The organism is Synechococcus sp. UW179A, assembly GCF_900473965.1.
In the GTDB taxonomy this organism is placed as follows: domain Bacteria; phylum Cyanobacteriota; class Cyanobacteriia; order PCC-6307; family Cyanobiaceae; genus Synechococcus_C.
On sequence record NZ_UCNJ01000032.1, the window covers coordinates 148,607 to 173,370 of the forward strand.

Sequence of the window (24,764 nt, forward strand, 5' to 3'; positions counted from 1 at the left end):
GCTTCAAATACCGTTTACAGAAGAAAAATCCCAATACCATGGAAGCGAAGCAAAAAGCGATATAAGACCCGAATGGGAACAGCAGTGCGGTTGAGTTGGACGAATCGATCTCCCGACACACACACACCAAGCACACACAGCACTGGGCAGGGTTGTCACAAGCCATCCGTGCAAAACGATGGGACTAAAACGTATTTGGTTAGAAGTAAAAACACCAGCATCAGAAACGTCGGCATGAGGTTGTGAAGGGCTTAGATGGTCTGAAACATCAGTAAAGTTGTTACCAAGGTTATTGGACTGTTTCAACCATGGACTCGGAAGCATTGGTCTGTCACCTCTTGTTAATTTGCTTTACTGAAGAAACAAGTGACGACAAAATTGCTGAAGTTTGGAGTCTTTTCGAGGACTTACCGAATGGATCAGATGGAGTTGAAGGAATTATTTCAGTCCAGTTCGGCACGAACAATAGTCCCGAAGAGTTAAACAAAGGTTTCACTCATTCAGTTGTAGTGACGTTTGACTCTGTCGCCTCAAGAGATGCTTATACCGGCACATCGTCTCAACCTGCTGCAACAAAGCACCTTGCATTGAAAGAGGTGTTCCTTCCAACAATTAAAGATATTATTGTATTTGATTACTCGCCTGAACCCTACTCCTCAAAAATCAGCCAAAACCAGAGGCCATGAACTCACCACAACGGGTTCTTACTATTATCAAAAAATACGGTTACGAATTCACCGCTTACATAACCTACTGACCCAATAAAAGGAACCAGCAGGCACATTTTAGGCGGCGGTCTGCTGAGCTTTCACAATCAAAACTCAAACTACTAATCAACAGGCCTCTGCGGGACTAGGACTGCCTAAATCCTGTGCCGGAAGACCTCACGAATACAGATACTTCACTTATTAAATGCGACTAAAAGCCTTAAAACAAGTCGCAACACCTGGAGCAGTAGAATTCAATAAATTTACAAGCAAAGACACATCCTTATACCTTTGCTATGACTACGGAAAGGATCCGAGAACCATGTCCGAAGAGCAACTCAGAGCATTCAAGAAAAAAATCAAAACCGATTCAAATCTCCAAAAAAAAATTAAATCCACGACAGATCCCGATGCCATCTCAGAAATTGCCAAAGAGTTGGGATTTTTAATTTCACCATCTGACCTTGCGGACGGCCTGGGCATAGACGAATTAGATGGTGTTGATTGGGGAGCTGATTAAGGCGAGAACCACAAAAGATTTTCTGATTAGTCACTACGTCAGTCAAGATGTGATTCATATGGCATGTTCAAGCGCAATTAGGCTGAAGCAGATCAAACCGTCTTTTTAGAGAGGAGTGGCACCAAGCAATATCACAATCAGGCTAAATCTGATGACAACGGTTTTTTACATTAAAGATTTCTAGGTTAAATCAATCCCTATGAGACGACGTACCCAAAGCAAAGAACTGAGTAGTCCTTAGCGATATTCCAAGATACAAGCCGTGGACATTCCTATAGAAAACGGACATCACGAACCATTGGCGGGTCCAGATTGGTGTCAATCTCAAGCCAAATATTGCAAGCTGCAAACTCTGTACTCCAAGCATTGCAATATTATTTTGCTAGCCCGGTCTGACCCGCTATACAAGCCTGATAGCTATTAATGCGCTAGCAAAGTATTTATGAATACCTAAAGAGGTTTATTTTTTGATGATTTGACATCTGTTTTCGGCAGCATTCATCCGGTCACTTACCTTGCCAGAGACAAAAGACGACCGCACCATCCAATAACTGATAGACATAAATTTTTCTTTGAAAATCTTACGTCATTTGGCCATCCACTGAATATCGCATCCTGTTCCTCAGAGCAACAACTGATTCAGTAATTCCTTGAGTCTTTTGCCTCAATAATCAATGATGGGAAAGAGATACTCGAAATCTTTTTGTCAACATACTCCCGCGTTGAATGGCTGTCTATCGGCCCTCTCTTCATAGCTCCAACAAAAGATCTAAAGCCGCTTTTGGTAGAAATATTACTGTTCCTAGCAATCATTATTGCTTCACTTAATTGGTGCTACCGGAGGACAAACTATTCATAATTTCCAAACAGCGAGCTGGAAACTGGGCTTATCACATTCAAAACACCGGCGCCAATGCCGGATTACTTATGTCTTTGAATTGATACATTTTACAAATCCCAATCAGCTACATATGGTTCAACACTAAACGAGCAGAATCACTCTATTTACTTCATGCCATTGTCAGATTAAAAGTTTGAGATCTGACATTAGGTCGCGTAGCTATCCCAACAACTCCTACAAAACAACAATCAGGTTGTCTTCCATGAAGCGACCCAAACGTATTCCGGCAAACTCAACCTAGCAACCACAACAACACTGATGATTCTTCATTTTATAATTATTCTAAGGTGGCGAAGCTTACCGCCACCATCAAGCAATCTGCTCGCGAAAATCACCCACTGGGCATCTGCAGACGGCATCTCGTTGCTGAAGCTACAACTCTTCCTTTCCTGTGAATTCTTAAGCCTGCCGATACCGTTTTTCGGCGGATGACACTTAACCAGGGGCTGGCGCCCTTAAGAGTAGCTTCAGGTTAGCGAAACATCAGGTGCTGTTTGAAACGCTTTTAGCGCATCCTTCCAATGCCATAACCGACGAGTAAGCCTGCAGCAACTCCCAACACACCCCCAGTCAATGCAGATCGTTGCGTGACGTTGAGGCGTCCTCCGAAAACGATTGCAATAGCGACAACTACAAGAAGTCCAGATGTCGCGACGACGGCATCCAGACTTTGATGCTTCGCTGTCTTGCCAGTCGACGGAGGCTTTTTTAACTTGCCTACCTCTTTATCCAATTCACGCTCAATCCTATTGATCTCGTCGTGTGGGCCTGCCATTCGATCTAAAGCGCTTCAGGGATTCTGGCCATTGCCAGTCGATCCAGCTGAAATCAACAAGTGGGCGAAACTTGTTTTGATCAGTTGAAGATTGGCCACTATCCGGACAAAACAATGACAATGTGCAGCATCACAACATTCACGCCATGGGCAGCATCAAGAAGGTATCGATCAAAAGAGCGTTAATTGTTGGCGCAACATCTGGACTCGTCGTCAGCTTCCTGCGTGGTCTAAACCCAGCTATCGCCCTCCTCATTGCTGTTGCCTGCGGCGTAGGCGTCGATCGACTCATCAGGAAAATCTGGCCATAGCCCTGATCCATAAAGTCTCCCCAGCCTCCGGCGTGAGTCGGATCAGACAACATCAGAACAGCAGTCAGGCCAACAGCAATGCGAACTGCGCTGCGCAGGAAGCCAGCATCAGGCAGCGAAACGAAACAAGTCAGGTGATCTCGTAACAACAAACTCCGCAGGCTGGGCACCGGCAAGCAAGTCGCATCGGCGACATCGCGGGGAGAAGAGTGTTGCCAACAAAAAGGCTCCCTTTCGGGAGCCACTGTTTGGTGTTGAAAGTTCCAACACCATTTACGCGCAAGCATCCAGTCCGCGTTGTTCGTTTAACGACTGAATCGCAACGATCCGAATCGAGCTGAACCTCTCAGCCAGCGGACATGGTCAGAAGATGCCGAGGGTCTTCTTCTTGCAGTAACCAGCGCCGATGTTCATCCATCCCGACTTGCAGGCTTCACCGTAAGTGGGTGCTACCTCGTAGTAGATGGGCGACACGCAAGTGCTGCCAAGGGTGTTGACGTAACCAAGTGGGCACTGGTCGTGACCAGGAGCTTTGGGAATTTCCTTCTGAGCCATGACGGCAGGCGCTGCTGTTGCAAGAGCTAAAGGCAGCAGTGCAAACAGTGATCTCTTCATGAGCAGATAATTACTTGATTTCGCTTTAGCCACCTCAGTTAGCTGAGACAAGCCGGTCAGACTGGCAGCTGATCGTTATCCTCCATGCCAATCCCCTGGAGCCAGCACCTCCAGAGGAAGCTGATACTCGATCTGTGAAACAGGAGATTGAGCCACCGCCAAACCATCATGGGTGTCAGTTTTACCAAGGCTTCAATGGCATCGTGCCTGAACAACTGGCAAACCAACGCCTGACTGTTCACCAGCCCAGCTCAGGCGCGCTCTTGACTCCTGGCAAAAGAATGGTCCGTTCACGACGAACTGTGGCCGGTGTGACTCCTAGCTCCGTGGCGATTTTGGTGATAAGTCCCCGTGGCCAAATATCAGGATGCTGTTCGGCGGCCTCATAAATGGCCTCATCCAAATCAATTTTTGCAAGGCGGCGGCTTTGCACCGCATTGAGATCAGGTTGAAGAGCTGTTGCTGTCATGAGTACCACCAGGTGGAACCCTTTAGGTCTATGGCCGCTAGATGCTTCTCGAAAGCGGTGACAGCCGCCCTGGAAGGTTCGGTTTCAGGATCTTGGCTGGCAAGTTCCATGGGAAGCACAGTTCTCCCATCAGGCTTCGATGGTTATTTCTTAAAATGCGTCCTGAAGATGAAATCTGGCCTGTTGTATTGATTGCTGGAAGCATCGTGGCCGTTTTGATGATTCTTGCCTTCAGTGATCCAGGTACCTTCGTGTGCGTTGGAGTCTGCGAGTGAATCTCAGCGCAGAAGTGGGTAATAGCGATTCATGCCGACCGTCTGCGCATCGTTGCCCTCGTTGGTCTGAACCGATGAGCTTTGAACTGTCAGCAGCTCAGCTGAACGACATGGTTCAGGATGGCTTGTACACCAAACTTGGCGTCAAGTCTTTTTGACTTAGCGACCAAAGAAGAACCGAGGCATCCCTGGGCCTTTCAATCTCACGATAGTCATCAAAGCGAAAGGATTGAGTGACGGGCAACAAAACCTTGAAGGCGCGTGAACGTCTCTTAACAGGAGCCAAAATCTAATGCGAACATACTTGGAAGTAACGCCCGATTGAGGTTCATCACAAATAGCCTCCAAGCATTAAAAACCTGTCATCGAACATTCTTGCTTCACGGGGGGGGGATTGTTGTCTATTCCGTAGGTCGATGGTTTGAATCCATCAAGGGGGGTTGCTGTAGCAACGCTTCTCAGCCAACACCAGCAGCTCTTAAACACCATGAACGCTAACTGCCCTGGAGCCTTGGCGCCGCCAGCTTGCGTATGAGCTGATTCCTACCTGGAAGTGGTATCTGATCGATTCACCAAAAGCTCACCAAAGCTTCTTGAGCTCATCACCAGAGCTATGTAGCTGGGTTCACCAGTAGGGCTGCGAGCTTGAAGGAGTCGAGGGGGCAATACCCCACGAACCGCTCAAGTCACTGATTTCAAGCCAATGGCCGAAGTCATGATTAATTCCAACTTGAACCCATGTCTCACACCTCTCTAAAAGCGCTTTGCTGTTCGCTAGTCATCACATCACTGCATGGGATTCAAGCGTCTGCCCTAACGAATCAACAGCTTTTGAAGCAACGTCTGATCACCCCAGCCGTCTATGTGCTGCTTCATAGTCGTGAAGCAAACACACCAATCAAGCGATGGGAGGTGATACAGGAGGCCTGTGGATCAGGTCGGCTCTCTCCAAGTGAATGCGGAACCTCGAGAAAGCGGAGGGAGTATTGATTAGGGGGTCGTGAATCTGGAATCTAACCCCTCAAAGCCCCTGCAAAAACTTGGGGTTTTTATTTGCCTTGCACCTTGGGGTGCAGCTTCCGAACATTTATTGATCCATTTTCTACTCGCAGACCGTTGCAGTAGCGACTGACACAAGAAATCTCGTTCAATACAAAATCCACTTCGCCTCAATTACCGGGTGATCGAAATTTACCATTTGCACTCCAAAACACAGCTTAGAGACTGATAATCTTTAGCCCTCACAAGCTTCTGGAAATCGCCTAACAGAAACACCTTATAATTCTTCTTCACTGAGTTCATTTCGCCAATCAACAGTAATGGTGGCCACACTATTAGAGAATTGCGACCACTTCATCAGGAGAATCAACAGCTAAACACATCCCCGGAAGACTCTGATCACCTTCCAGCTTATGAAGAAAAGATTTGAGTTAGTCCAGACGAACGGGCCTCAGGTCTTTTCAATAGATTTGAAAAAGCAAGCGTCAGATTTCTCTGTCAAAGAGCATCAATGGGATATCCCATTAAAGGCACATTTTCTTCATGCCATTTGAATCCCCCCCTAGCTACTTTTTCCAAGTCCGAGTCGTTGAGAAGACTAAGCTTGTCCAGAGTAAATTCATGACCATTTTCCTTGCCGATAATAACGACTTCTTCAGGTGATCTAGCTGCTTTGAGTTTGTTTTGGAGGGTCGTATTGCTTTTTGCCTTATCAAGGAAAGATTTGAGTTGTTCTAGGGACATGGGTGCTACGCCGGTTCAACAGTCATAGCAAGGGTCTGAATCAACAATCAAGAGGGCAGCGCGCACGACCCGTCTGTTATTTGGACTGCCGTCCCACTATCCGGTTATGCCTGTAGGTGCGTCTCCAGATCTACTGAAAAAATCTGTGGACCTCACCCAGCGATCAGTGTCAGCACAACGCATTTGCCTTGAGCCAGTGAATGTCGTTACTTATCGTGGTCAGCAGCAGCTCATCGCTGAGCCAAAGCAGGCCCGCTGAGCTTCGATGAAGTTCAGCAGGAGCTGACGACTACTCTTTTACCCTTACGTTGATCTTCCTCTCCATATCTCAGAGCTCCTGCGAGGTGGTCCTCCGGAAAAGAACCATCAGGGAGTTCAGCAAAGCCTTTGTACATAGCGAGAGCACTTTGACCTCCTGTGAGCCTGAAATCAAGGCTTGCTACATAGCCATCGCGGCAGCCACGTTTCCTGCGCCGTCACTTCATCATCGAATGGGGACCTCAGCAAAGAAGGTCTGAGAATCCTCCACACATCAGGCTTACCACCAGGTCACGCGCTGAACTGCAGACGACACACTGAAATGAGCATCTTGTCTTGACTCACTGCGCTGCATTCTTGAGGAGGATATGAGTCGAAATCCGGTCCAGGCTTGCACAAAGGTCAGATTTTTCGAAAACTATCGTTGCTACCGCGTTGGCCCCAGCCACCAGCAAACCCATTCGTGAAGTTCATGAGCAGAGCCTCTACGAAATGCTGTCAACGGGCAACTGTCACCCATAGAAGACTGGATAGAGATTTGACTCAAGTGGAGCCTGCGCCCTGAAAGATTTGAAAGGGGCTGATCCAAACAGGTGCAATTAACACCCAAAAGCAACCTAGCTGGGGACTATGGCTTTGGTTCGGTGAAGTGATCGTCACTACAGCGGAGGGACAACCTCTGCAGCTCCACCCCCCTCGCCAAGTTCGTTTTTTTGCTGTTTCCCCAGAACCCATATATCGACCGCGTCCGCATGAGCTGATCTGAAGCTGGGCACGGTATCTGAGACATTCACCAGAAGCGCACCAGAACCTCTTGAGGTAGGCACCAGAGCTCTTTAGCAGGGTTCACCAGAAGTGCTGTGATCTTGAAGGAGTCAAGGGGACAAACACCCCATCATTCACACCTTTAAAGCCATGACTACTTTCAACAACACATACAAATCAACCAAAGCGATTCTTTGCGCCGGGTTGATTGGAGCCACAACTTGTGCACTGGCACCTGCAGCAGAAGCCAGAGGCTACGAGTATCAGAGACGGCATGAGCTGAGGCAACTCCGCAGAGAAATTCGTCGTGAGACTCGTGACTACCGACGTGCGCGGAGAGAATATCGCCGCGAAGTCAATCGTTATCCACGTATCATTCCAGCCTATGGATTCGGTCGAGGGTATGTTTATGGGCAACCTGCAGGCTTTGGGATTCAATTGCGTTTCTGAAGCATGATCAGGAATTTTGACGCAACTGAAGAGAAAAAGAATCTTGCATTGAACCAACCATCAGCCCCGCCATGTGCGGGGCTTTTGGATTACGACACCCTGCTCAGAAAGAATCCCCTGAATAAGCAATACGCAGAAATCACCTAAAGGAGAACAACATATGCACAAGTAAACTCATCAGCTTCTCACCGAATGCTTGTCAAGCACTTTTGGTCTAGGCGAGCGACACAATAGACAATGGGGATAAGCGCCATAGATGCAATGACAACTCTCTGCTACCTATCTGCTGAAGAAACAAAGAACTTTATTGACTCCGTAATCGAAGAAGGACTCACAAGCACCACCGAGCATCATCACAAACTTGGAGCAGCCGATGTATGGAACTTCACCCTCTCAAATGGTGAACGCTTCCAACTCTGGGAAAGAAGCCGTGCATTTGAAACTATCTATACCTATTACAAACAAGGAATCGGCTCAATGCAATTCAAGACACTAGAAGGTGCGGTGCAGTCCATGAAGAAATTCTTTTAAGATTTTGGTTAGAGCAACCAATTTTGGGTTGATTTCACAAGTTTCCAAGCAATTGAACTCGGGCAGAAGTAGCTATCAGTCTTATCGTTGCTGGTTTCAGAGATCAGTGAGTCCCGGCGACTAGGGCGCGAGCTGAAATGAGTCCTAATAAAACCGAGACGAGCAATGATCAGCTGACGCCAACAATTACAAATAAGTTCAAACCCTCTGCAAAACTAGAAAGAGGAAAAATAGTTACTTCTTGCTAACCACTTCGATCTGCCCTCTAGAAGCATCGATCTTCCCTCTGCCGATATTGATGAGCATCCGCGGCTGGATTGCTCCGTGGCACAGAGAACTGATCACCAGCACCAGTGTAGACATAGCGATATGAGGCCAGCCGACGCTGCTGATGGATCAGTGGGAAGGAGGCTAGCGGCAGATCACCGCAGACAGGTGGCCGCATCAAGTGCAGTACTCCACAAGGCTCTGAGACAGGTACGTCACACAGCAGATAGAGGCGGCCAAGTCTCCATAGCGGTTGGGACACTCGTGATCCGTCCTCAACTGCTGCGCAGGCATCATCCGGAACGGAAGGGTTGTCCTGTATTCAATGAAGATCGTCCCAACGTGGCTCTGGATAAAGAGCGCGGTCACGCAGAGAAAAAACAGTTGCACGCCCCTCTTCCGTCTGCCAACGAGCTTTCTGGTGAAGCAGCAGTTCCTTCAGTTGCTCAACGCGGGAGTCCACAAGAAGTTCCAACGCAAGGTTGATGAGATCGGCTTCTTCTCTGGTGATCGTTATTTGACGGGTCTCTTCTGCCATTGGAATAAATCAGATGTCTGAACTTCACCTCACTTTGAAGCCAAAAGGCGCGGACGGCATCGTCGATCTCGAACTGCCTTGATGCCTACCCACAGATGCTACAACGAAGCAAAGAACGTGGCGGGGCAAAGTAAGAGTTTCAGGGGAACTGCACACCTGCGTGAAAGAAGCAGCATGGCATTACTGGAGGCATTGAACGAGGGGGGATCCAATGCCACAGATTGAATGCCTGCATGGGCCGAAGTGATGGCAATTAAGGAATCATTCAATTATTAACAGCACCAACAACAGAATCACCACAAGAATGGGTTGGGCGACTGTTTTACATGACGAAAAAATGGACACGACATCCTGACGACATCACTCACCACATGATTCGTGCTGCAGGGGTCTTTATCCTCGTAACTGGAACTTTTGTAACGTATTGGGTAATACGCGAAAACAAAAAAGATGTTTCGGTCCCCACTATCGAGCCAATGACTCGTCACGAAATTCCGAAGGACTCACCTCGCTAAATCGAACGAATTCAATCAACTGTACAAGCAGAAGTGATCAACCCCAAGGCAAGCCAGGCTTCAGCAAGTCTGCTGTCTGGTCTCTACTACCAGCAAGCGCATCTGGCCAGACACCCTATCGGCCCAGAGCCAACATAACTTTTCATACTGCATGGACAAGCTGCAAAGACCCAACACATCGTGGTTCGTCAAAGCAAGAAGCTGGAGATCGATGCCTAGCCAATCGGCGCATCACCTTGCTTCATCGAAAACGAGTGCATCAATCTCAGAACATTCTCCTTCAGTAATGATCGTGACCAAGATTTTATCGCTAGAGGCAACTGTATTCACAGAAAACTTCCCTGGAGGCTGTATCCACACAGCACGATTGGCCTCAAATCTGAATCCATCGACTTCACCCTTACGCAAGTCTCTTATAACACCATCGACAATCTGAATATCCTCCCAGTCAGTTGCGCTAGCCCCCATACTTCTACTCTTTTCAAGATCAACCTTAAAAACAATCGATCCAGCTTTTGTGCTTTCTTCTAAGATCTTTTTAGTGTCCAAATCGGTTTTTGTATTGACAACTTCAACTTCGCAGTTTAAATGCAGATAATCGTCAGCGTAGGCAGCAGAAGCACAAAAGACAAGTACGCCAAGGAACGAGACGGCTTTCAAAACAAAAACAACGAAGGATACAAAAGGAACAGTTCAGTGATTAGCAAAGAACAATGTTCTAAGTTTTCAGGCAGGTTTTACCCCAGTTAAACATCAAAACCCAAAAGAAGACAGCGCCTCCCAAAGCGACTTTCCAGGTATGTCTCGAAAAGAAACCATCTCTCTCAATCTTTTTCGCTTTATTTTCATCAGTACCATAGTTAGCGGCGAGGGTATGGACAAGTCCATACAACTGCAAGCAAATGGCAAGACCAACCACTCTTACGACTTCCGCAAACAACTGACTCATAACAGACTTGGAATTCAACAAAGGCTACCAACTGACCGACTAGGCTGATTGGGTAATTTTCAGGTCAATGACTACAAACAGACTTTTACTGACCAGTTTGGCTCTAGGTGTTCTCGTAGGCCTACTAGCGATCGCTCAAGGAATGACAACCAACCCCAGCGAACAGAATGAAGCAATGCCAGCAACTGGCGCCTTCCAGGCGAATTGAAACCATAGAACGACAATGAAGATTGATGCAATCAACACTATCCAAAAAAACTGGTTTATCATCAGCATCATCACTTTTACAAGTATCACAGTTCTATCACTGGTTCAGCCAGAAGAACTAGCTGATGCTCCTGGATCAGACAAAACACATCACTTTATTTCATACGCAGTCCTGGCTTTTCCTGCATCTTTGCGAAGACCAAGTGGATGGAAATACTTGATCCTATTTTTCGCCTTTTACAGCGGTCTGATCGAAGCAATTCAGCCGTACGTGAATCGCCAAGGAGAATGGCTCGATTTTATTGCGAACATTTCAGGATTACTTCTTGGTTCTATACTTGCGCTATGGGCCAGGGAGCTTACTGCAAAAATTAGTGATTAATTTCAACAAGAGACCGACTGGAAAGCAATGACTCATTTGATGAATTTACACCGATGCTTACTTCAACCTCCTGGTCTAATCAGTAACGAAAGTACTTAACCACTTCGCCCTTACCCTTCGCTCCTTGCTTATTCTTCCAGGCTTTAGTAATCACTGTTTTATTCTCATAACCGAGAACTTGTTCGTTAACACTGTCTTGTCTGCACCACCGGGCAGTGACTGCATGCTCAATCATTTCGCGGCCTTCCTGGTCTTCTTGAATTAACTCATCATAAAAATCAATCTGGAATGCTCTTGTTTCTGCTCGGAATCTATCGGCATCTCTGTAGGCGCCTAAATCCTCCTCTTCTATCTCATTCAACGCAATCTCCAACTCTTTCTCTCGGTCTGCCGGTTTAGATGGCTGCTCATCTCTGAAACTGGTAATCGTAACTTCAGCAGTCCTACTTCGCCACTCATCACAGGCTTCTTTTGCTTTCTGCTCAGATGGATAGCTGCATCCTGCTAGAACGAGCGCAAACAGGATAAAAGGGAGCCTCTGGATCATTTGCTGACTCATTAATCTATTTTACATCAATACGGCAACATCAATGCATCAGCGACATGTTTACCAGACAATCATTATCCCAAAGCAGAAAATCAAAACTTCTTAGCCGGCGGTCTGGATAAACAAGAAAAACTTAGCATGACTGAGAATAACTATTACCGATAGGAGGTATCTAGTTTCTGATCCAACAGATTGCATATATACTGAGAATCAAAGTAAAAGAAACCATGCCAACTGTGCTCTTATAACGCATCCACTTTCTGTCCCACTTGTAAGGGGCCATCAAAACAATCGAAGTAAGGCTAAAGAAAGCAAAACTCGCCAGAGACCAATGGGGCTTAAGATGGTGCAGCAAGAGGTAAACAGCATGCGCAAGAAAGCAAAGCTGTGAAAAATAAGAGCTAAGGGCACCAAGATTATAGACAAGGGCTTTGTGAGAAATTGCAAATTTAAATAGCGAGTTTGGCTTCATTGCAATCAATTATTCATCAACAAAGCGACAAGATACAAATCTCTAAAGCAATCAAGACTAGCCAAATAGACGTGCAAAAGCCGAAGGGAGACCTCTGAGTCAAAGGTCAAGTTGATTCCAAAGCAATGAAACAAGAGCATCGGCGGCCAGTTGTTTATTGGATTCATACTGGCTGTGGGACTGTTCTGCATCCTGAGCATCGACATCTGTGACAGCAATTAAAATCTCAACTCGCGTCGATGAATCAATCACTCCTTTTCGCTGAAGCCAAGGAATAGATAGGGAATTGGATGAAAGCAGTACAGGGCGTTGACTGCATACTGGCTGCTCCAATCCGCTACTGAGCCAGCCAAGGTCATACAACATCATCGCTGGAGGTGGACCGTCGGTGCCAGTTCCCTTAACAGGAAAGCAGGAAGACTGAAACTGAATCTGTGTGATGCGATAAAGACTGTTGATCTTGGCAGTTCCAGGAACAGGAATTCCTCCGGTTTGCAGAGTGAGGAGACGTTCAGGCCGGTGCTGCTGGTAAAGATCCTCAATCAAGCGAATACATTGCCTGGGAAGATCGGATACACCATGATTCGAACAGCGCAGTAAAGGATGGACAAATAATATCTCACCAAGCTGATAAGCCCTAAAACGCGATCGCACAGGCAGTTGCTGAATTGGTAACTTTTCCGCTTCTAAACGGTTTTCAAGAGCATCGTAGGAATAGATATTCCAGTGAACTACTAATGCTTGAACAGGCGGCAGGGGGGGGGAGACAGGAATCAATTTAACAGTTTAGAACAAAGAACTCGAAGGGAAAGAGCATGCGACTGATGACAAACATATCAAAGCCGCGCAGTGAATGGCCATCCTGACCATAACTTATGTGCACAAGATGGTTTTGCGTAGAAGAGCAAGAAAAAAAGTCATGCTGTAAATGATTCAACAGGATCTCAACGAACAAGATTAATCGTTTCGAGCTTCACGCACAAAACTAGACCACTGACAGCTGGCAGCCGTTCTGAAAATAAAAATGGAATCTCTGAAGGGTGACGACTCGCTCCAAGAGCTCCAAAGGATGACCAACCCACTAAGCAGCTTTAGATTTTGCCAGTGCAACTGTTGATTACAGCGGCAATCGCTATCGATGTGCTTCTGGCTAACTGGATCGGCTTTTTATTTCACGGTTTGTTCCCATGAGATTGACCCATGCTTGGCCGTCTTCATTCGATGCTCTCAGCCGTTTCGTTTATTCGTTCAGCTCGGTCGAAAGCCCGCCAGACGTTGAGAGTGATTGGGATGAATGTAGTAGCAGTTGCTGTGTGCCTGAAAAACCTGATACAACAAGCCTCAACCAGCTGAGCCAAGCCCTACCGAGAGTGGCTGGGTTTTTGGTGGTTATGCAAACATGACCGCAACGGAACGGTTAATCACGAAGCTAAATCAACGAATACACTCCAACAACTGCAACCTATACCCAGAACATGCGACCGTTTCTGGGATCATCTGATCGGATTCAGCTTGGAGAAACGGCTTAGCTTCTCCCATGTTCTGGAATTTAAAACTTGAAATGGACGGGCTGTTGATGGAATCCGACTTACACAAGACAGCAGCCGCAGCAAGGGAATCGCTTATCGCTTTTGCTGTGATGTGGATTCGCGCCAATTGCACCGAGGATGAACGCACCCGCATGGAGTGGATCAGCAACGCCGATCTCAAAAAGGACAGTTCGTTTGGCTGCGAGACCAGCGAAGAGCACAACCAACGGCTAGAAACAGTGCTCGGTCAAGCGGCTGATGGGGTCATCGCTGTTCTCGTTGATCATTGGGGTGTCACTTCAATCAGGAACTCTGTTCATACGTACAACGAAACTGATCAATCTGAATCCACAGAGCGAGCGCGCTCAATAATCAATGGCTCAGGTTTGAGGTCTTGAGTACCAACAGTTTCAAAGATGGTGGGTACCGAAACAGCTCAGCAAAGCCTCGCCCCAACCGTCGTTGTGATCTAGACGATCCGCTTTCAGATTCTTTTTTTGATCAGCCTGCATTTTCATCATTGTGGCCTCAGTGAACACCTGACCCCTGTCCTGGGCAAGGTTCACTTCATGCACCGGCAGAGTTGTCGTAGTCATGGGTAGCTCCGATAGGGACGTTTTCGGTCTATTGCCACGGAATGTCGCTCGCGAGATGGGAGAACCGCACTACCAGGTACGGTTTCAGGACCTTCCTTATTAGGCGTTATGCAGCAAAGTGAATTTGTCCAAACTTGGAGGCCGCAACTGTGATTGGACAAACCAGGCTGTATTGCACCAAAGGCAAAGGATTCCGTCTCGTTGAAGTGCCCACAAAACACGCTTCAGATGAGGCTAAAAGGCTCAAGGAGCAAGGCTGGGCAATTGATGCTGCCATCCCTGTTTAAGAGCCAGGCTGGCTGCTCAAATTGGTCGTGATCGGACAAACCTTCAAGCAGGTTGATGCTCGTTGCCATCGCTGCCACTGAAGTCTTTACGCAGCATGAGTTCAGGCTTCAAATAAATTGAATAATCGAAGAAACCAATGAGGTGGCGCAAAAACTCAAGAGTTACCGATTCTCCATTAAATCTTGATTAAGACAGGTGCAGAGACATGGCAACTAAATGCGAATTATAATTGAATCAACTTCCTACCAAGACGAAAGAGAACACCCCTTCTACAGGTTAATCGGCTAGTCCCAATAATCCCAAACCAAATTGTTCAGAAGATTTATCCCACAATAAAAATCCGAATATTCCCACCTAGAAACTGTATTTCACACGCCTTGAGTAGGGGGATTTCATAGATCCTTTCGGCGAGAGGCAAATACGACACATCAGGGTTTGCGCAACCGTGGTATTAATCCAGCATCGCTTAAGAACACTCATTCAAAACGTTAATTCCAGAGACATTCATCCTGTCTCCCAATCATCAACAACTGACAGTCGCGTGAAGGCACGACTTGGAATGGTTGTGTTTTGGGTTTTAGCCCTGCAAAGAAATCAGCACGAGCGATCACCATTACTCACCTATGGGGTGTGCGAACGGACTAGAAACGCTTTATCGCTTCGGTAGATAGCAGTGGCGTCCTAAGAGAGAGAGGTCACAATGCATTGCATAGCTCTCGATGTGACATTGAAATCGCCTTCAACCACCAAGAAAAGCCGCTGCGCTGAAGAGGCATGGGTCGTCGCAAAAACCCCATAAACCCGCTTCGCAACATTTGACTGTTTACAGACCGTTACATACAGGCTATATTGACACGTAAATTCATATTAAATGCAATGGCTGCTCAAAAAGGCTCAATCCAGGCAACTTCAGCCATGAATTACGAAGAACTTCTCGAGGAAATGGAAAAGCTCGATATCGCCGATCTGCTCTTGATTCATCGCAGAGTCGCTATACGTTAAAGCACGATGATTCAGTAGAAAAGCGCAAAAAACTCATAAAAACTCTTAGAATTTTCATCCCATAGCAATCATGAATAATTAAAACAAGTTACTGCTAATTATCTGGACTAAATTGGGTGAATACTAGTTCCATCTTTTCTAAAAAGTCAATACCACCAACCCAAACCCTCGTTAAAATTTAAAACTAATTTTTTGGAATCGTATATGAATGTATCACGTATAAAATGCACTTTGCAACCAAAAACTCATGAACGTTTTGCCACTCAACTGCGGCTCAGTGCCATAAGCCGATCAAAAGCTTGATTGCTCACACAAAGACTGCCTGTAAAGGCTGCCTTACTGAGACCAGTCAGAAGAGGCACCGCAGGTCAAATCAGCAAAAAGTTTCCTCGAACTCAACTGAGCGCGAAAGGGTGAGCATTGAGCTTCACCACAGCAGCTGAATCGATTGCTGAACTACCGGTCAACGGCGGACAGTGGTCTTTTGAGCATGCTTGACAGGGCGCTGACGACTTTTCAGCGCCTTGAGCATCCCCTTTTCAAGCGAAGTCAGCTTGGGTGAAGTCTCATGCAGCGCAGCCCTGGCCCGCTCTTTGGCGGCATCCATGAACCGCTCTGTCTTGTCCTTCGCTTCAAATGCCATGATCTTCGATCGGTCCTCCATCAAAAATTACACATACAAATCGAAGCTGTCCTCAAATCCATCGATTTATCTCGAACTGGAGCTGGACGGTGTGCTGAGCAATTTGCCAAACGAAATGGCCTTGCTTCATCAGGCATACGCGCCAGCACTGAAAGAGCAAAGAGTTCGTCGAGACCTTGATCAGGCCAAGTGAACATGAACTTGCTGAGCAACAGAACCCTTGACCCAGCAAGTCTGCGGAAGCCATCAGAGAAGCAGACGAGATCAGAGCACATGGGGAACCGAGCAAGGCCGGTTCTCAACAAAGCTCTTGACAGGCAGTTGGCAAGATCCATACTCAGAACGGTGATGAGCATAAAGTTGCTTATCACCAGTCATTGCTGAAATAAATATCTACAATAAAGAATACTAACAAGCATCTGAAAAACTGAGCGAGCGATTGTCAGGAAGACAAGCCCAAAGAAGAATTCTCCGTACGTTGCCCAGAACGAAGTAACTTCACCCAAGCCTGACCAAGGATGGTGGCCTTTCTTGTATCAACGCGACCAAGATCAGGGTCCTCAGGGAATTCAAGCCTGTCAACCGCAAGCAAATCATTTCTTTCCTCGTTGGTGAGCATACGGATTGACTTAGAAGAACTCCATTATAGACAAGAGAATCGGAGCAAATGTGATGGCAATAGATAACTCGCCCGAGACCATCAGTGCAATCAAGGGATAGGTCCATGATGAAGAACCAGCTATCATTGAGGAATGAAGTAATAGACTGAAGTATTCAGCCAAAGCAACCGCGCATCACAAGAACGTGAATTGAATATTCAAAAGTGAACGTGACACGATTGTCATTACTGGGCGGCGGAGATGGTTAGAGACTATCCAAGCTTTCAAAACAAAACCAAACGAAGGAAAGCGTGGCAACAAAGTCCAAAAAAACAATCATCGAATAAGTCCTAATGCTTATGGACCACGCCGACTCAAGACCTTAGAAAGCACGTAACGCCTTTGGCGAAATGAGAGTGTGAGGTTCTTATCAGCAGAGCTGGAGAACCATGCCAACAAGCAATGACCGTCCACCATTTATCGGGGTGAAAGCCGGAGACTTCGTTCTTGTGCAGTCAACTCTGAATCCTGAGCCCACGGATACAAATTGGTGGATTGGCTTGATTATTGGCTATCCGGATCAATTCAGAGAAATACATGGTGTTACGATGCTAAACATTGTTGATACCGATAGTGGGGAAATACGACAAGTCAATGCCGAACAAACAACACGCCTAAGCCTTGCAGGGATGGAACACAATAAGGTTGTTCCACTCATACGAGGCTGAATAACAATGGTTGCTTTTCCAGCAATGGAAACTTAATGAAAATATGATAGATGCGTAGCCAGGTTGAAAATGACACCAAAAATCGCATAGGTCAACTGATCTTAGTTCTGAACATAGTATTTCTCATTGCACTGTTAGCCCTGATGATCTCATGGGCCATCAAGAGTGGAAAAAGCAAACAACATTGACGCAGGAATTCGAAAGATGCACGGAACAAGAGCCGTTCAAAAGATCATCACAAACAAATAATCCGCAAACAATACTGGAAGCCAAAGACCTTCAGAAATATTTTGATGAATTCAATCAAATCTTCGATGCAACAGGATTACCACCAATCTGGAATGGACAAAAGCTTCTTCCTTGGAAGCAATACCACCAGGAATCGATCCAGGTTGTCCAGGGGTGTCATGAAAAACTTGGGGTCACGCGACCACAACATGAACTACATGGTTCATACTCCAAGCCGGTATGGGATCCAAATTCAAAAATTTGGCAACCTGAACAATCTCCAACCTAAGCTCAAATCGTGGAGAAATCAAAGTGAACGTGGGATATTTACAGCAGGTCATCTTTAGTGAGCAAACCACTAACACCACCTCATCAAAACCTGTGATTTTATGGTTAAACAGTCAGCAGCTCATTGCAATGTTCGAATGATGCAAACGATGGTGTGCGCTGAAGCAACGGCAAGCAATACAACAAAGGCATGATCATGGAAGTGAAGCTCGGTGAGGGTCCGTTGACAATCAACATTCAGCCTCTGGCAGGCCTCACCGAAACCCAACGCCTTGGGCTGCGTGACGTACTAGTGGATGTGAGCAATGCTAGGGCCTGGTCATGGGAGCTGCCGGTCCTTCTTCGAAATCGGTGCTGGCTACGCCTCGACCGCATACAGCTCAACCAACTGTTGCGATACATTCCCCCAGATGGACGCGATGAGGCACCTGAACTGACGCACTACCAGCAACTCATCGCAGAGGGAAGCGATCCATTACTGGCTCAACAGAGGTGCTGGCAGGAGTTTGGAATGGACGATTGTCAACGAGCCCTGCATGAATACTGGCAGAGTCGCGACAACACAAACCATGGTTGGACTGCACAGCGATATCGCGAACTTGTGAGCCTTTACCGAGAGCACATAGAACAAGGGGTGGCAACTGTACCGATGCTCGTACTAGCGCGCCAAGAAACCACCGAGAAACACCAGATCCACTGGATTACAGAAACTACTCCAGTTAAAGGCTCAGCGGATACAAAACCCTGCTGTTGCTGAGGCAAAACATGCTGGGATCATTAATATTCTCACAACAGTGACATTGTGGGACCAATCAAAGGCGTAACAACCGGTTCAGCAAGTCCAATGATCTGAAAAACACTATGAGCACCGTAGGAACGGGGATCTTTCGAGTAATTATTACAAACCCAGACGTTGCCAAGAGTATCAATCTCAATTCCCGTTGGGCGTTCGAGTTCTCCATCAAAGTTGAATCCACCTAATGGACTGAGGAGCTCCCCACGTTGATACAAGGAATCTTGTTTCAGCCCCTCAAGAACAAAAACAGAAAAACTCGAAAATCCACTAACATAAACATGACCAGCACCATCAATATTAACCCCCCATGGGCCTGATGAAGAGCCTAATTCAAATTGGTTAAAGCTACTGTCACCTTGATCAATACGGATCAATTGATTACCACTATGCAAAGGACTACCACCATTATTAGTAATCCAGATACCATCATCAGGAGCAATAGCAATACCATAAGGTGAATTAAATTGATCACCAACGAATTCGCGTTCAAGCCTCACACCGGTAACAGAGTCAAAGCTGAACTCGGCCACACCACCCTGGCTATCCTCTCCACCCTTTTGAAAAGTGACCCATGCATCGCCATCAGAATCGATTGCAATGTCAAAAGGCGCATAAAGACCTGATTGATCAAAACTAAGCTCAACAAAATCATCAGGTATCCCATTCGGATAAACGACCAACTTGCTGCGCTGACCACCAAAGTCATGAAAATTACGAGTATCGCGATTACTAGCAATCCAAATATTATTCCGCTGATCACTGACCACTCCCTGCACACCCAGCATGTCTCCCTGGGTAAATCCCCCAGAAGGCTCTCTGCCGAATACGAGGGTAGAATCTGTCGCAAAGCGACTACTTAGCAAGGACAACTCTGGGGTGATACCTGGGGACAGCGGCAAGCCATCCTTATCAAATAAACTAACACTGTTGCCATTACCATTCAGGGGAATCTTCGAGCCACCGAAGCCAAAATTACCAATCCAAACTTGCTCCTTAGTGTCAATCCCGATTCCAAACCCAGAACCATAAATCCCTCCACCCCGAATGGGTGCTCCGTTCACCATCCGCCCGCCAGGATCAAGACGGATAGCGGTTCTACTAGGGAAAGGTACACCTTGGGTACTCACATAAGGATTAAAATTGTTAGCGATCCAGAGGTCTCCATTTTTATCAATCGCAATATTTCCAGGTCCAAACATCGGCGAATTAGATTCTTGTTCAGCAGCAAAATGCTCAAGAAACAAAATCCAAGATGTAGGCGGTTCAGATGTTGACAGATCATTTCCATAAATGTTGCGAACTTGCTGAGAAAGCTTAAAAAGCCGTTCAGCATTATGCGTTGGATTTTGCGCAATGTTGATAGCCGCCTCGAGGGTGGTAGTGGGCTCTTGTTGATCAACAGTGGTCAACGCAAACAACTGTTGACGAACATTTAAGTCTTTTTTTGCAGCAGCAAAAAGATTAGCCAGTGAATTCAAACGCTGCGCAGAAACTGGGTTGTTGAGCAGCGTCGCATCTAGCGATCCATCCTGACGAATCAGGTTGTTATAGGTATAAGCTGCTACACGTTGACTCGTATCACTGCCTCGAATGTGTTCTCCGCTAATGAAAGAATTCAGCGTGAACGCCAAAGCAAGTGTCGTGCGCTCGTTCACTTCCAACTCAATTTTGCGAGAGCCCGAATTATTCAGAAACACAGATCCCCACTGCATCTCCCCTTGCTTTGCCATCAAGTAATAGGTCTTGTCCTGGTCAATAGATGTAACGTCAAAGAAGAATTGTCCAGACAGGTCTGAGCGGGTCGTTGCGATAAGCTCAGGCTTAATGGCATCAAGATCGGTAACCGCAAAAAGTTGAATATCTGCCGTGACGCCAAGGAGGCCGGAATTCAATTGGCCTTTAATAACCACCTAGATCTAAATATGCTTGCTCAATTCTGAAGAATACAAGGATGGTCGTCAACCAAGAGGTTGTTAACACATATAAAACGAGTGAAGTGTTAAAAACAAATCATTGGAATATTGATAAACTGTATCAACAAAGTCAATACTCCAAAGCCACCGCACAAAAAGAGCAGAGTCAATTCCAAAAAATCAAAAGCTCACGCAACTAGCAGACAAAATGAATAACAGCACGTCGTCGATCAAGAGAAACAAGACCAACGATCATCAAAACAATAACTCACTCATTGAAATAGACACAGCAAAAATAAGTTTTCAACGCCCAGGGTCCTACAAATAAGAGTGATGCACAAAGCAGCAGATATTTGCAAATGGAATCACGCAGAAGGCGAAGGGGCTGGTCATTGCTATAAAAAAATACAGACTGTGCTATTGATGTCCGAAGACCAACTGAAAGCATTCCTGGAAAAAGTCAAGGCCGATCCAGAACTTCAACAGAAAATCAAGGAATCTAAATGTGAGGGCTGCATCGTAGAACTCGCTGAGCAAACAGGATTTTCCATCACAACAGACGACTTAATTGACGTTCAGCTGGGACTTGATAGCCAACAAGTAACAGAGTTAAGCAATGAAGAGATTAATAAAATGGATTACGAGACCAAGTGACACCTTTTCAATCCAAACAATATTAAATAAACAATTGCAAAATCAGCTGACGATATTGAACAAGGATGGTAAATTAACCAATAAAGAGCCAATCTTCAGAACAAAAGCCAACAGGTGATCACAATGATACGCTCGTTAGTATTAATACACTAGTCAGCCATGCGACTGCAATGTTAATCAACGACTACAAATGCCATGAACATCTCGAAACCAAGTTTCTACGAATTCAAAGCCAACTACGACTCTCAGCCGGAACAATGGAGGAAGAGGCTCTTGGCAATTTATGTTACTGATCAAGACGCTGCTATTGCAGCATGGACACTGATCATGTCAATGGATGATTTAATGCTGGAAGTCGAAGATACAGCCATTTATTTGGACAAGATCTATTCCAAAAAGTAAACAGTCAGCCTAAAACAAAGCAATGAAACCATCAGCAAGTAAATGTACTTTGATTAGTGAATTGAAAATAGCACTAAAAGCACTTAACCGATATGCCTGGATTTCAGCCCTATTTGCATTCCTATTACTCTCATCACCCACACAATCAAATGCAGATATACAAAAATACAACGTCGTAACTGATGAATTCTATGGGCTCAATGCCGAACGAGTCCTACTTGTCCCAGTTGCTGATGCAGCAGATAAAACCGTGCTCATGACGGGCAAATGCAAAAGCCGAGGGGCAACAGAGCTCTATCTTGAGGATGACCCAGTGAATGCCAGAGAGAAGTGGTTTATTGTGACGAAAAACGATTCGATCAAAGTTGACCAAGAAATATGTTTAACAGGAAATCTACCAGCATGGTTCGAAAAGATATCATCGCTTAGATAAAGTCAATTTGAAATATATCTAAGCACATTACACCTTTAGACAAAGCCTTCTAAGATACTTCTAGACATCTAATCACGAACCAGAGCGTTCAATTAAGAGTTCAAAAACACCTTAATCTCAAATAAGCATCTTAATAAGTGGTTAAGTTAAGGATCAAGGATCACCAGCCTCTAAATTTATAACACTGCAAGCAAAAAGGGAACAAAAAATAATCAATAAAGAACAATGGGATTTTTGAAAATCCATAGCTAAAGCAGTGGGGAGACGCTCTATGCAGCATGCCAAAAAAAATCACATTCTTTTCAGATTTCAAAGCTTTTATCAACAAAGGCAATGTTATCGACCTTGCAGTTGCTGTCATCATCGCAGGTGCATTTGGGAAAGTTGTTAACTCAACTGTTGAATTGATCATGACCAATGCACTTGAACCAGCATTGAAAGAAGCGAATGTTCAATCATTAGCTCAATTACCAGGGGGAGAGATTATTGTCGCAGCAATAAACTTTATTATCATTGCTTTTGTCTGTTTCCTGGTCGTGAGAACAGTCGAAAGAATGAAGCGGAAAAAAGAAGTCATTGAAACGTCAAAACCTGACCCTCAGGTTCAACTGACATCAGCCATCACACGCTTAACAGAAGTCATGGAAAGCCTCAATAATAAATCCTGAGGCATGTTCAACTATTGCACAGTTACGACCAGAAAAATCTCAGGAGTGATGCGAGAATAGCCCGAGTCAGACGGGCTTAAATCACTCATGGAAACAACGTCATATGGTGACGTCAGGCCAAACAGCGACAGCACCGTACCCCAATAACAAGCATGGTTCAGGGTCATAGGCGATCAACTGAAACCGATGGTGCAAAACAATCAAAATTGACAAGTCAGTTTTACTCACCGTTGTAATCCTGATTACAACGGTGAGAACCTCCGCAATCAGCAGCTGTTAAGCGGCCTTACGTCGTCGAAAAGAGAAGTTTGGAATCGAACGCTTGAGCATCTCGATTTTTTCGTCAAACCTCTGCTTGGCAGAAAACAGTACAGCTTCGCTCGCCCAGAAGGTGTAGAGCTGAAGAGCAGTTGCAAACAGGACTGCACCAACAACAACCAGAATAAGACCTGACAGCTGGCTTAGAACCATTGGGCTTCTCATGCGTCCCCCTACTCAATACTCATGGTTCATTCGTGTGTCAGCGTTCCTACTGTTTCGGTCGCGAATCGTTACCCCCCGACCACCTTGGCAGAGGAAACGACGAGGTTATGCCGGCTATCGAGGCCAGATCCATAAGGAATTCTTTGGCGAGAGACTCAGCTGAAACATCAGGCGTTTTAAATCAATTGCAATAGTTTAAGGAGAGATCCACGATTCGAATTAAACTTTTTGGTAGCTAAATTAATGCTGATATTAATGAATGCACTCTACAAAATGCAGCAGGCAAAGATTGACAGGGTTTTTATGGACTTCAACCACGTAAAACCAGTCTTTACAGAGCAGCCTCAGTCGTTGGAGACGTTCAACAGTCTCGTGGCTCAGTGGGCTAAGTGACGTGAGGGTGAAGAAAGAAATTTCACGGGCAAGATTCCTAGAGCAGCTAGCCAAACAACTTGACTGAAGATTGATCATTCCTTGGTAAAACTGACCTATCTTGGACACAACCATTCAATCGTTCGAAAAATAGAATAAAACGATTGCCTCCAAAACAAGCTTTCTACAAAGACGTATTGATAACTTAGCTGAGTTAGTTGACTCTTCCACTCTAGAATATAATAATTGAATTCACCCACCCAACTCATGACCATTAAATTCCACCATGAATCATGATCTGAATGAAGAGCTTGCAAATCGCTCGACCGAGTTAGCAGAATTATCGAGAATGACGCCAGACGATCGAATAGCAAGGATTGTCTGGTCCAGAATTCAAAACGATTTAGAACGGGAGGACAGCCTTATTTTTGGAATGCAATATTGCTTGTCAAATATTTATCATTTTATCAAGAAAGAGATCCAAGAGAGTAAGCAGACCAACTTAGCCCTAAGAAATTGCAGCGAACTGATACAACAGTTGGGCTGGAATGCTGAAGATATTTTTGCCAAAGACTTCTCAAAAATTGTTTTCATAGACTACATCAAAGAAGTTGTTGCAATGTATACAGACACAAGACAGCAGCATTGCGAGGACGCTCAGTGCATTCTTGCGATGAACATGATTCACATGGTCATACAAGATATCCAGTATGTCATCAAGAAAAGTCCAGCCCAGGAGAAGAGCTTGTTGACAGCGTTGAAAACTGCGGCAAATTTACGCAATCTAATGCTCAATATCTTTGGATATCAGCCCACTAAAACAGATACAAATATCTGACCAAAACATAAAAGCCAACCCGCAGACGAATAAGAGGAGCAACATTGGCCAATTAATTGTTGTAGAGTAAAAAACTCTATACGTGATTAATTCTGATCAAATCAACT

Annotated in this window: 26 protein-coding genes; 14 read left to right on the forward strand and 12 right to left on the reverse strand. The window is 45.6% G+C overall.

Annotation, left to right across the window (positions count from 1 at the left end; genetic code table 11):
- The first annotated feature begins 308 nt into the window (after positions 1-308).
- Both DXY31_RS15105 and DXY31_RS17175 read left to right on the forward strand, forming a co-directional pair.
- Complete coding sequence (locus tag DXY31_RS15105; protein ID WP_198410875.1) at positions 309-686, forward strand: Dabb family protein; 378 nt, start codon at positions 309-311, stop codon at positions 684-686.
- 343 nt (positions 687-1,029) lie between these two features.
- Complete coding sequence (locus tag DXY31_RS17175) at positions 1,030-1,227, forward strand: Nif11-like leader peptide family natural product precursor (RefSeq protein WP_170953734.1); 198 nt, start codon at positions 1,030-1,032, stop codon at positions 1,225-1,227.
- Between the two features lie 1,406 nt (positions 1,228-2,633).
- Here the strand turns inward: DXY31_RS17175 and DXY31_RS15115 are convergent.
- The 4 genes from DXY31_RS15115 to DXY31_RS15150 form a co-directional block, all read right to left on the reverse strand.
- Positions 2,634-2,903, reverse strand: coding sequence for a hypothetical protein (locus DXY31_RS15115; RefSeq protein ID WP_114994543.1), 270 nt, complete (start codon positions 2,901-2,903; stop codon positions 2,634-2,636).
- Positions 2,904-3,577: 674 nt separating this feature from the next.
- Complete coding sequence (locus tag DXY31_RS15125) at positions 3,578-3,829, reverse strand: hypothetical protein (RefSeq protein WP_114994545.1); 252 nt, start codon at positions 3,827-3,829, stop codon at positions 3,578-3,580.
- Positions 3,830-4,067: 238 nt separating this feature from the next.
- Positions 4,068-4,298 (reverse strand): hypothetical protein, encoded by a 231-nt coding sequence (locus DXY31_RS15135; RefSeq protein WP_114994547.1) that lies wholly within the window; start codon positions 4,296-4,298, stop codon positions 4,068-4,070.
- Between the two features lie 1,772 nt (positions 4,299-6,070).
- Positions 6,071-6,316, reverse strand: coding sequence for a Nif11-like leader peptide family natural product precursor (locus DXY31_RS15150; RefSeq protein WP_114994550.1), 246 nt, complete (start codon positions 6,314-6,316; stop codon positions 6,071-6,073).
- Between the two features lie 1,173 nt (positions 6,317-7,489).
- Between DXY31_RS15150 and DXY31_RS17475 the strand changes: the two genes are divergently transcribed.
- Entirely contained in the window at positions 7,490-7,789 is a 300-nt protein-coding gene (locus tag DXY31_RS17475; RefSeq protein WP_206749829.1) for a hypothetical protein, read from the forward strand.
- 237 nt (positions 7,790-8,026) lie between these two features.
- Positions 8,027-8,320 carry a hypothetical protein gene (locus DXY31_RS15155; protein WP_114994551.1) on the forward strand — a complete coding sequence of 98 codons (294 nt, stop codon included), beginning with the start codon at positions 8,027-8,029 and terminating at the stop codon, positions 8,318-8,320.
- Between the two features lie 589 nt (positions 8,321-8,909).
- Here the strand turns inward: DXY31_RS15155 and DXY31_RS15165 are convergent.
- Positions 8,910-9,125, reverse strand: a complete 216-nt coding sequence (locus tag DXY31_RS15165) for a hypothetical protein (protein ID WP_114994553.1) — start codon at positions 9,123-9,125, stop codon at positions 8,910-8,912.
- 746 nt (positions 9,126-9,871) lie between these two features.
- Positions 9,872-10,300 (reverse strand): hypothetical protein, encoded by a 429-nt coding sequence (locus tag DXY31_RS15170; protein WP_114994554.1) that lies wholly within the window; start codon positions 10,298-10,300, stop codon positions 9,872-9,874.
- Positions 10,301-10,812: 512 nt separating this feature from the next.
- On the opposite strand from DXY31_RS15170, the gene DXY31_RS15180 reads away from it, so the two are divergent.
- Positions 10,813-11,178 carry a VanZ family protein gene (locus DXY31_RS15180; protein ID WP_114994556.1) on the forward strand — a complete coding sequence of 122 codons (366 nt, stop codon included), beginning with the start codon at positions 10,813-10,815 and terminating at the stop codon, positions 11,176-11,178.
- 79 nt (positions 11,179-11,257) lie between these two features.
- Here the strand turns inward: DXY31_RS15180 and DXY31_RS15185 are convergent, their stop codons facing one another.
- Together DXY31_RS15185 and DXY31_RS15195 are read right to left on the reverse strand one after the other, a co-directional pair.
- Positions 11,258-11,725: a hypothetical protein gene (locus DXY31_RS15185; protein ID WP_170953735.1), complete on the reverse strand. Its 468-nt coding sequence runs from the start codon at positions 11,723-11,725 to the stop codon at positions 11,258-11,260.
- 571 nt (positions 11,726-12,296) lie between these two features.
- On the reverse strand, positions 12,297-12,974 hold the full coding sequence (locus tag DXY31_RS15195) for a hypothetical protein (protein WP_137025020.1): 678 nt from the start codon (positions 12,972-12,974) through the stop codon (positions 12,297-12,299).
- A 760-nt stretch (positions 12,975-13,734) separates the two neighbouring features.
- Here DXY31_RS15195 and DXY31_RS15200 point away from each other — a divergent pair.
- A complete protein-coding gene (locus tag DXY31_RS15200) occupies positions 13,735-14,124 on the forward strand; it encodes a hypothetical protein (RefSeq protein WP_114994560.1) in 390 nt (129 codons plus the stop codon).
- Positions 14,125-14,136: 12 nt separating this feature from the next.
- On the opposite strand, the gene DXY31_RS15205 is transcribed toward DXY31_RS15200, so the two are convergent.
- Both DXY31_RS15205 and DXY31_RS15210 read right to left on the reverse strand, forming a co-directional pair.
- A complete protein-coding gene (locus DXY31_RS15205; protein ID WP_114994561.1) occupies positions 14,137-14,322 on the reverse strand; it encodes a Nif11-like leader peptide family natural product precursor in 186 nt (61 codons plus the stop codon).
- 1,753 nt (positions 14,323-16,075) lie between these two features.
- Positions 16,076-16,255 carry a hypothetical protein gene (locus tag DXY31_RS15210; protein ID WP_114994562.1) on the reverse strand — a complete coding sequence of 60 codons (180 nt, stop codon included), beginning with the start codon at positions 16,253-16,255 and terminating at the stop codon, positions 16,076-16,078.
- 1,048 nt (positions 16,256-17,303) lie between these two features.
- Here DXY31_RS15210 and DXY31_RS15225 point away from each other — a divergent pair.
- The 3 genes from DXY31_RS15225 (at position 17,304) to DXY31_RS15235 (ending at position 18,855) form a co-directional block, all read left to right on the forward strand.
- A complete protein-coding gene (locus DXY31_RS15225; RefSeq protein ID WP_114994565.1) occupies positions 17,304-17,582 on the forward strand; it encodes a DUF3104 domain-containing protein in 279 nt (92 codons plus the stop codon).
- 151 nt (positions 17,583-17,733) lie between these two features.
- Entirely contained in the window at positions 17,734-18,099 is a 366-nt protein-coding gene (locus DXY31_RS16590) for a hypothetical protein (RefSeq protein WP_137025021.1), read from the forward strand.
- 222 nt (positions 18,100-18,321) lie between these two features.
- A complete protein-coding gene (locus tag DXY31_RS15235) occupies positions 18,322-18,855 on the forward strand; it encodes a hypothetical protein (RefSeq protein WP_244279859.1) in 534 nt (177 codons plus the stop codon).
- A gap of 29 nt (positions 18,856-18,884) precedes the next feature.
- On the opposite strand, the gene DXY31_RS15240 is transcribed toward DXY31_RS15235, so the two are convergent.
- Positions 18,885-20,804, reverse strand: a complete 1,920-nt coding sequence (locus DXY31_RS15240) for a hypothetical protein (RefSeq protein WP_114994567.1) — start codon at positions 20,802-20,804, stop codon at positions 18,885-18,887.
- Positions 20,805-21,140: 336 nt separating this feature from the next.
- On the opposite strand from DXY31_RS15240, the gene DXY31_RS15245 reads away from it, so the two are divergent.
- From DXY31_RS15245 to mscL, 4 genes are all read left to right on the forward strand, one after another.
- Positions 21,141-21,461, forward strand: a complete 321-nt coding sequence (locus DXY31_RS15245) for a Nif11-like leader peptide family natural product precursor (RefSeq protein WP_114994568.1) — start codon at positions 21,141-21,143, stop codon at positions 21,459-21,461.
- A 195-nt stretch (positions 21,462-21,656) separates the two neighbouring features.
- Complete coding sequence (locus tag DXY31_RS17480) at positions 21,657-21,863, forward strand: hypothetical protein (RefSeq protein WP_114994569.1); 207 nt, start codon at positions 21,657-21,659, stop codon at positions 21,861-21,863.
- A gap of 22 nt (positions 21,864-21,885) precedes the next feature.
- Entirely contained in the window at positions 21,886-22,296 is a 411-nt protein-coding gene (locus DXY31_RS15255) for a hypothetical protein (RefSeq protein WP_137025022.1), read from the forward strand.
- A gap of 278 nt (positions 22,297-22,574) precedes the next feature.
- The gene (gene mscL / locus DXY31_RS15260) at positions 22,575-22,964 is read left to right on the forward strand and encodes a large conductance mechanosensitive channel protein MscL (RefSeq protein WP_114994571.1); all 390 of its coding nucleotides are present in this window, start codon (positions 22,575-22,577) and stop codon (positions 22,962-22,964) included.
- A gap of 276 nt (positions 22,965-23,240) precedes the next feature.
- Here the strand turns inward: mscL and DXY31_RS15265 are convergent, their stop codons facing one another.
- A complete protein-coding gene (locus DXY31_RS15265; RefSeq protein WP_114994572.1) occupies positions 23,241-23,435 on the reverse strand; it encodes a hypothetical protein in 195 nt (64 codons plus the stop codon).
- Positions 23,436-24,105: 670 nt separating this feature from the next.
- Here DXY31_RS15265 and DXY31_RS15270 point away from each other — a divergent pair.
- Entirely contained in the window at positions 24,106-24,657 is a 552-nt protein-coding gene (locus DXY31_RS15270) for a hypothetical protein (protein WP_114994573.1), read from the forward strand.
- The last annotated feature ends 107 nt before the right edge of the window (positions 24,658-24,764 follow it).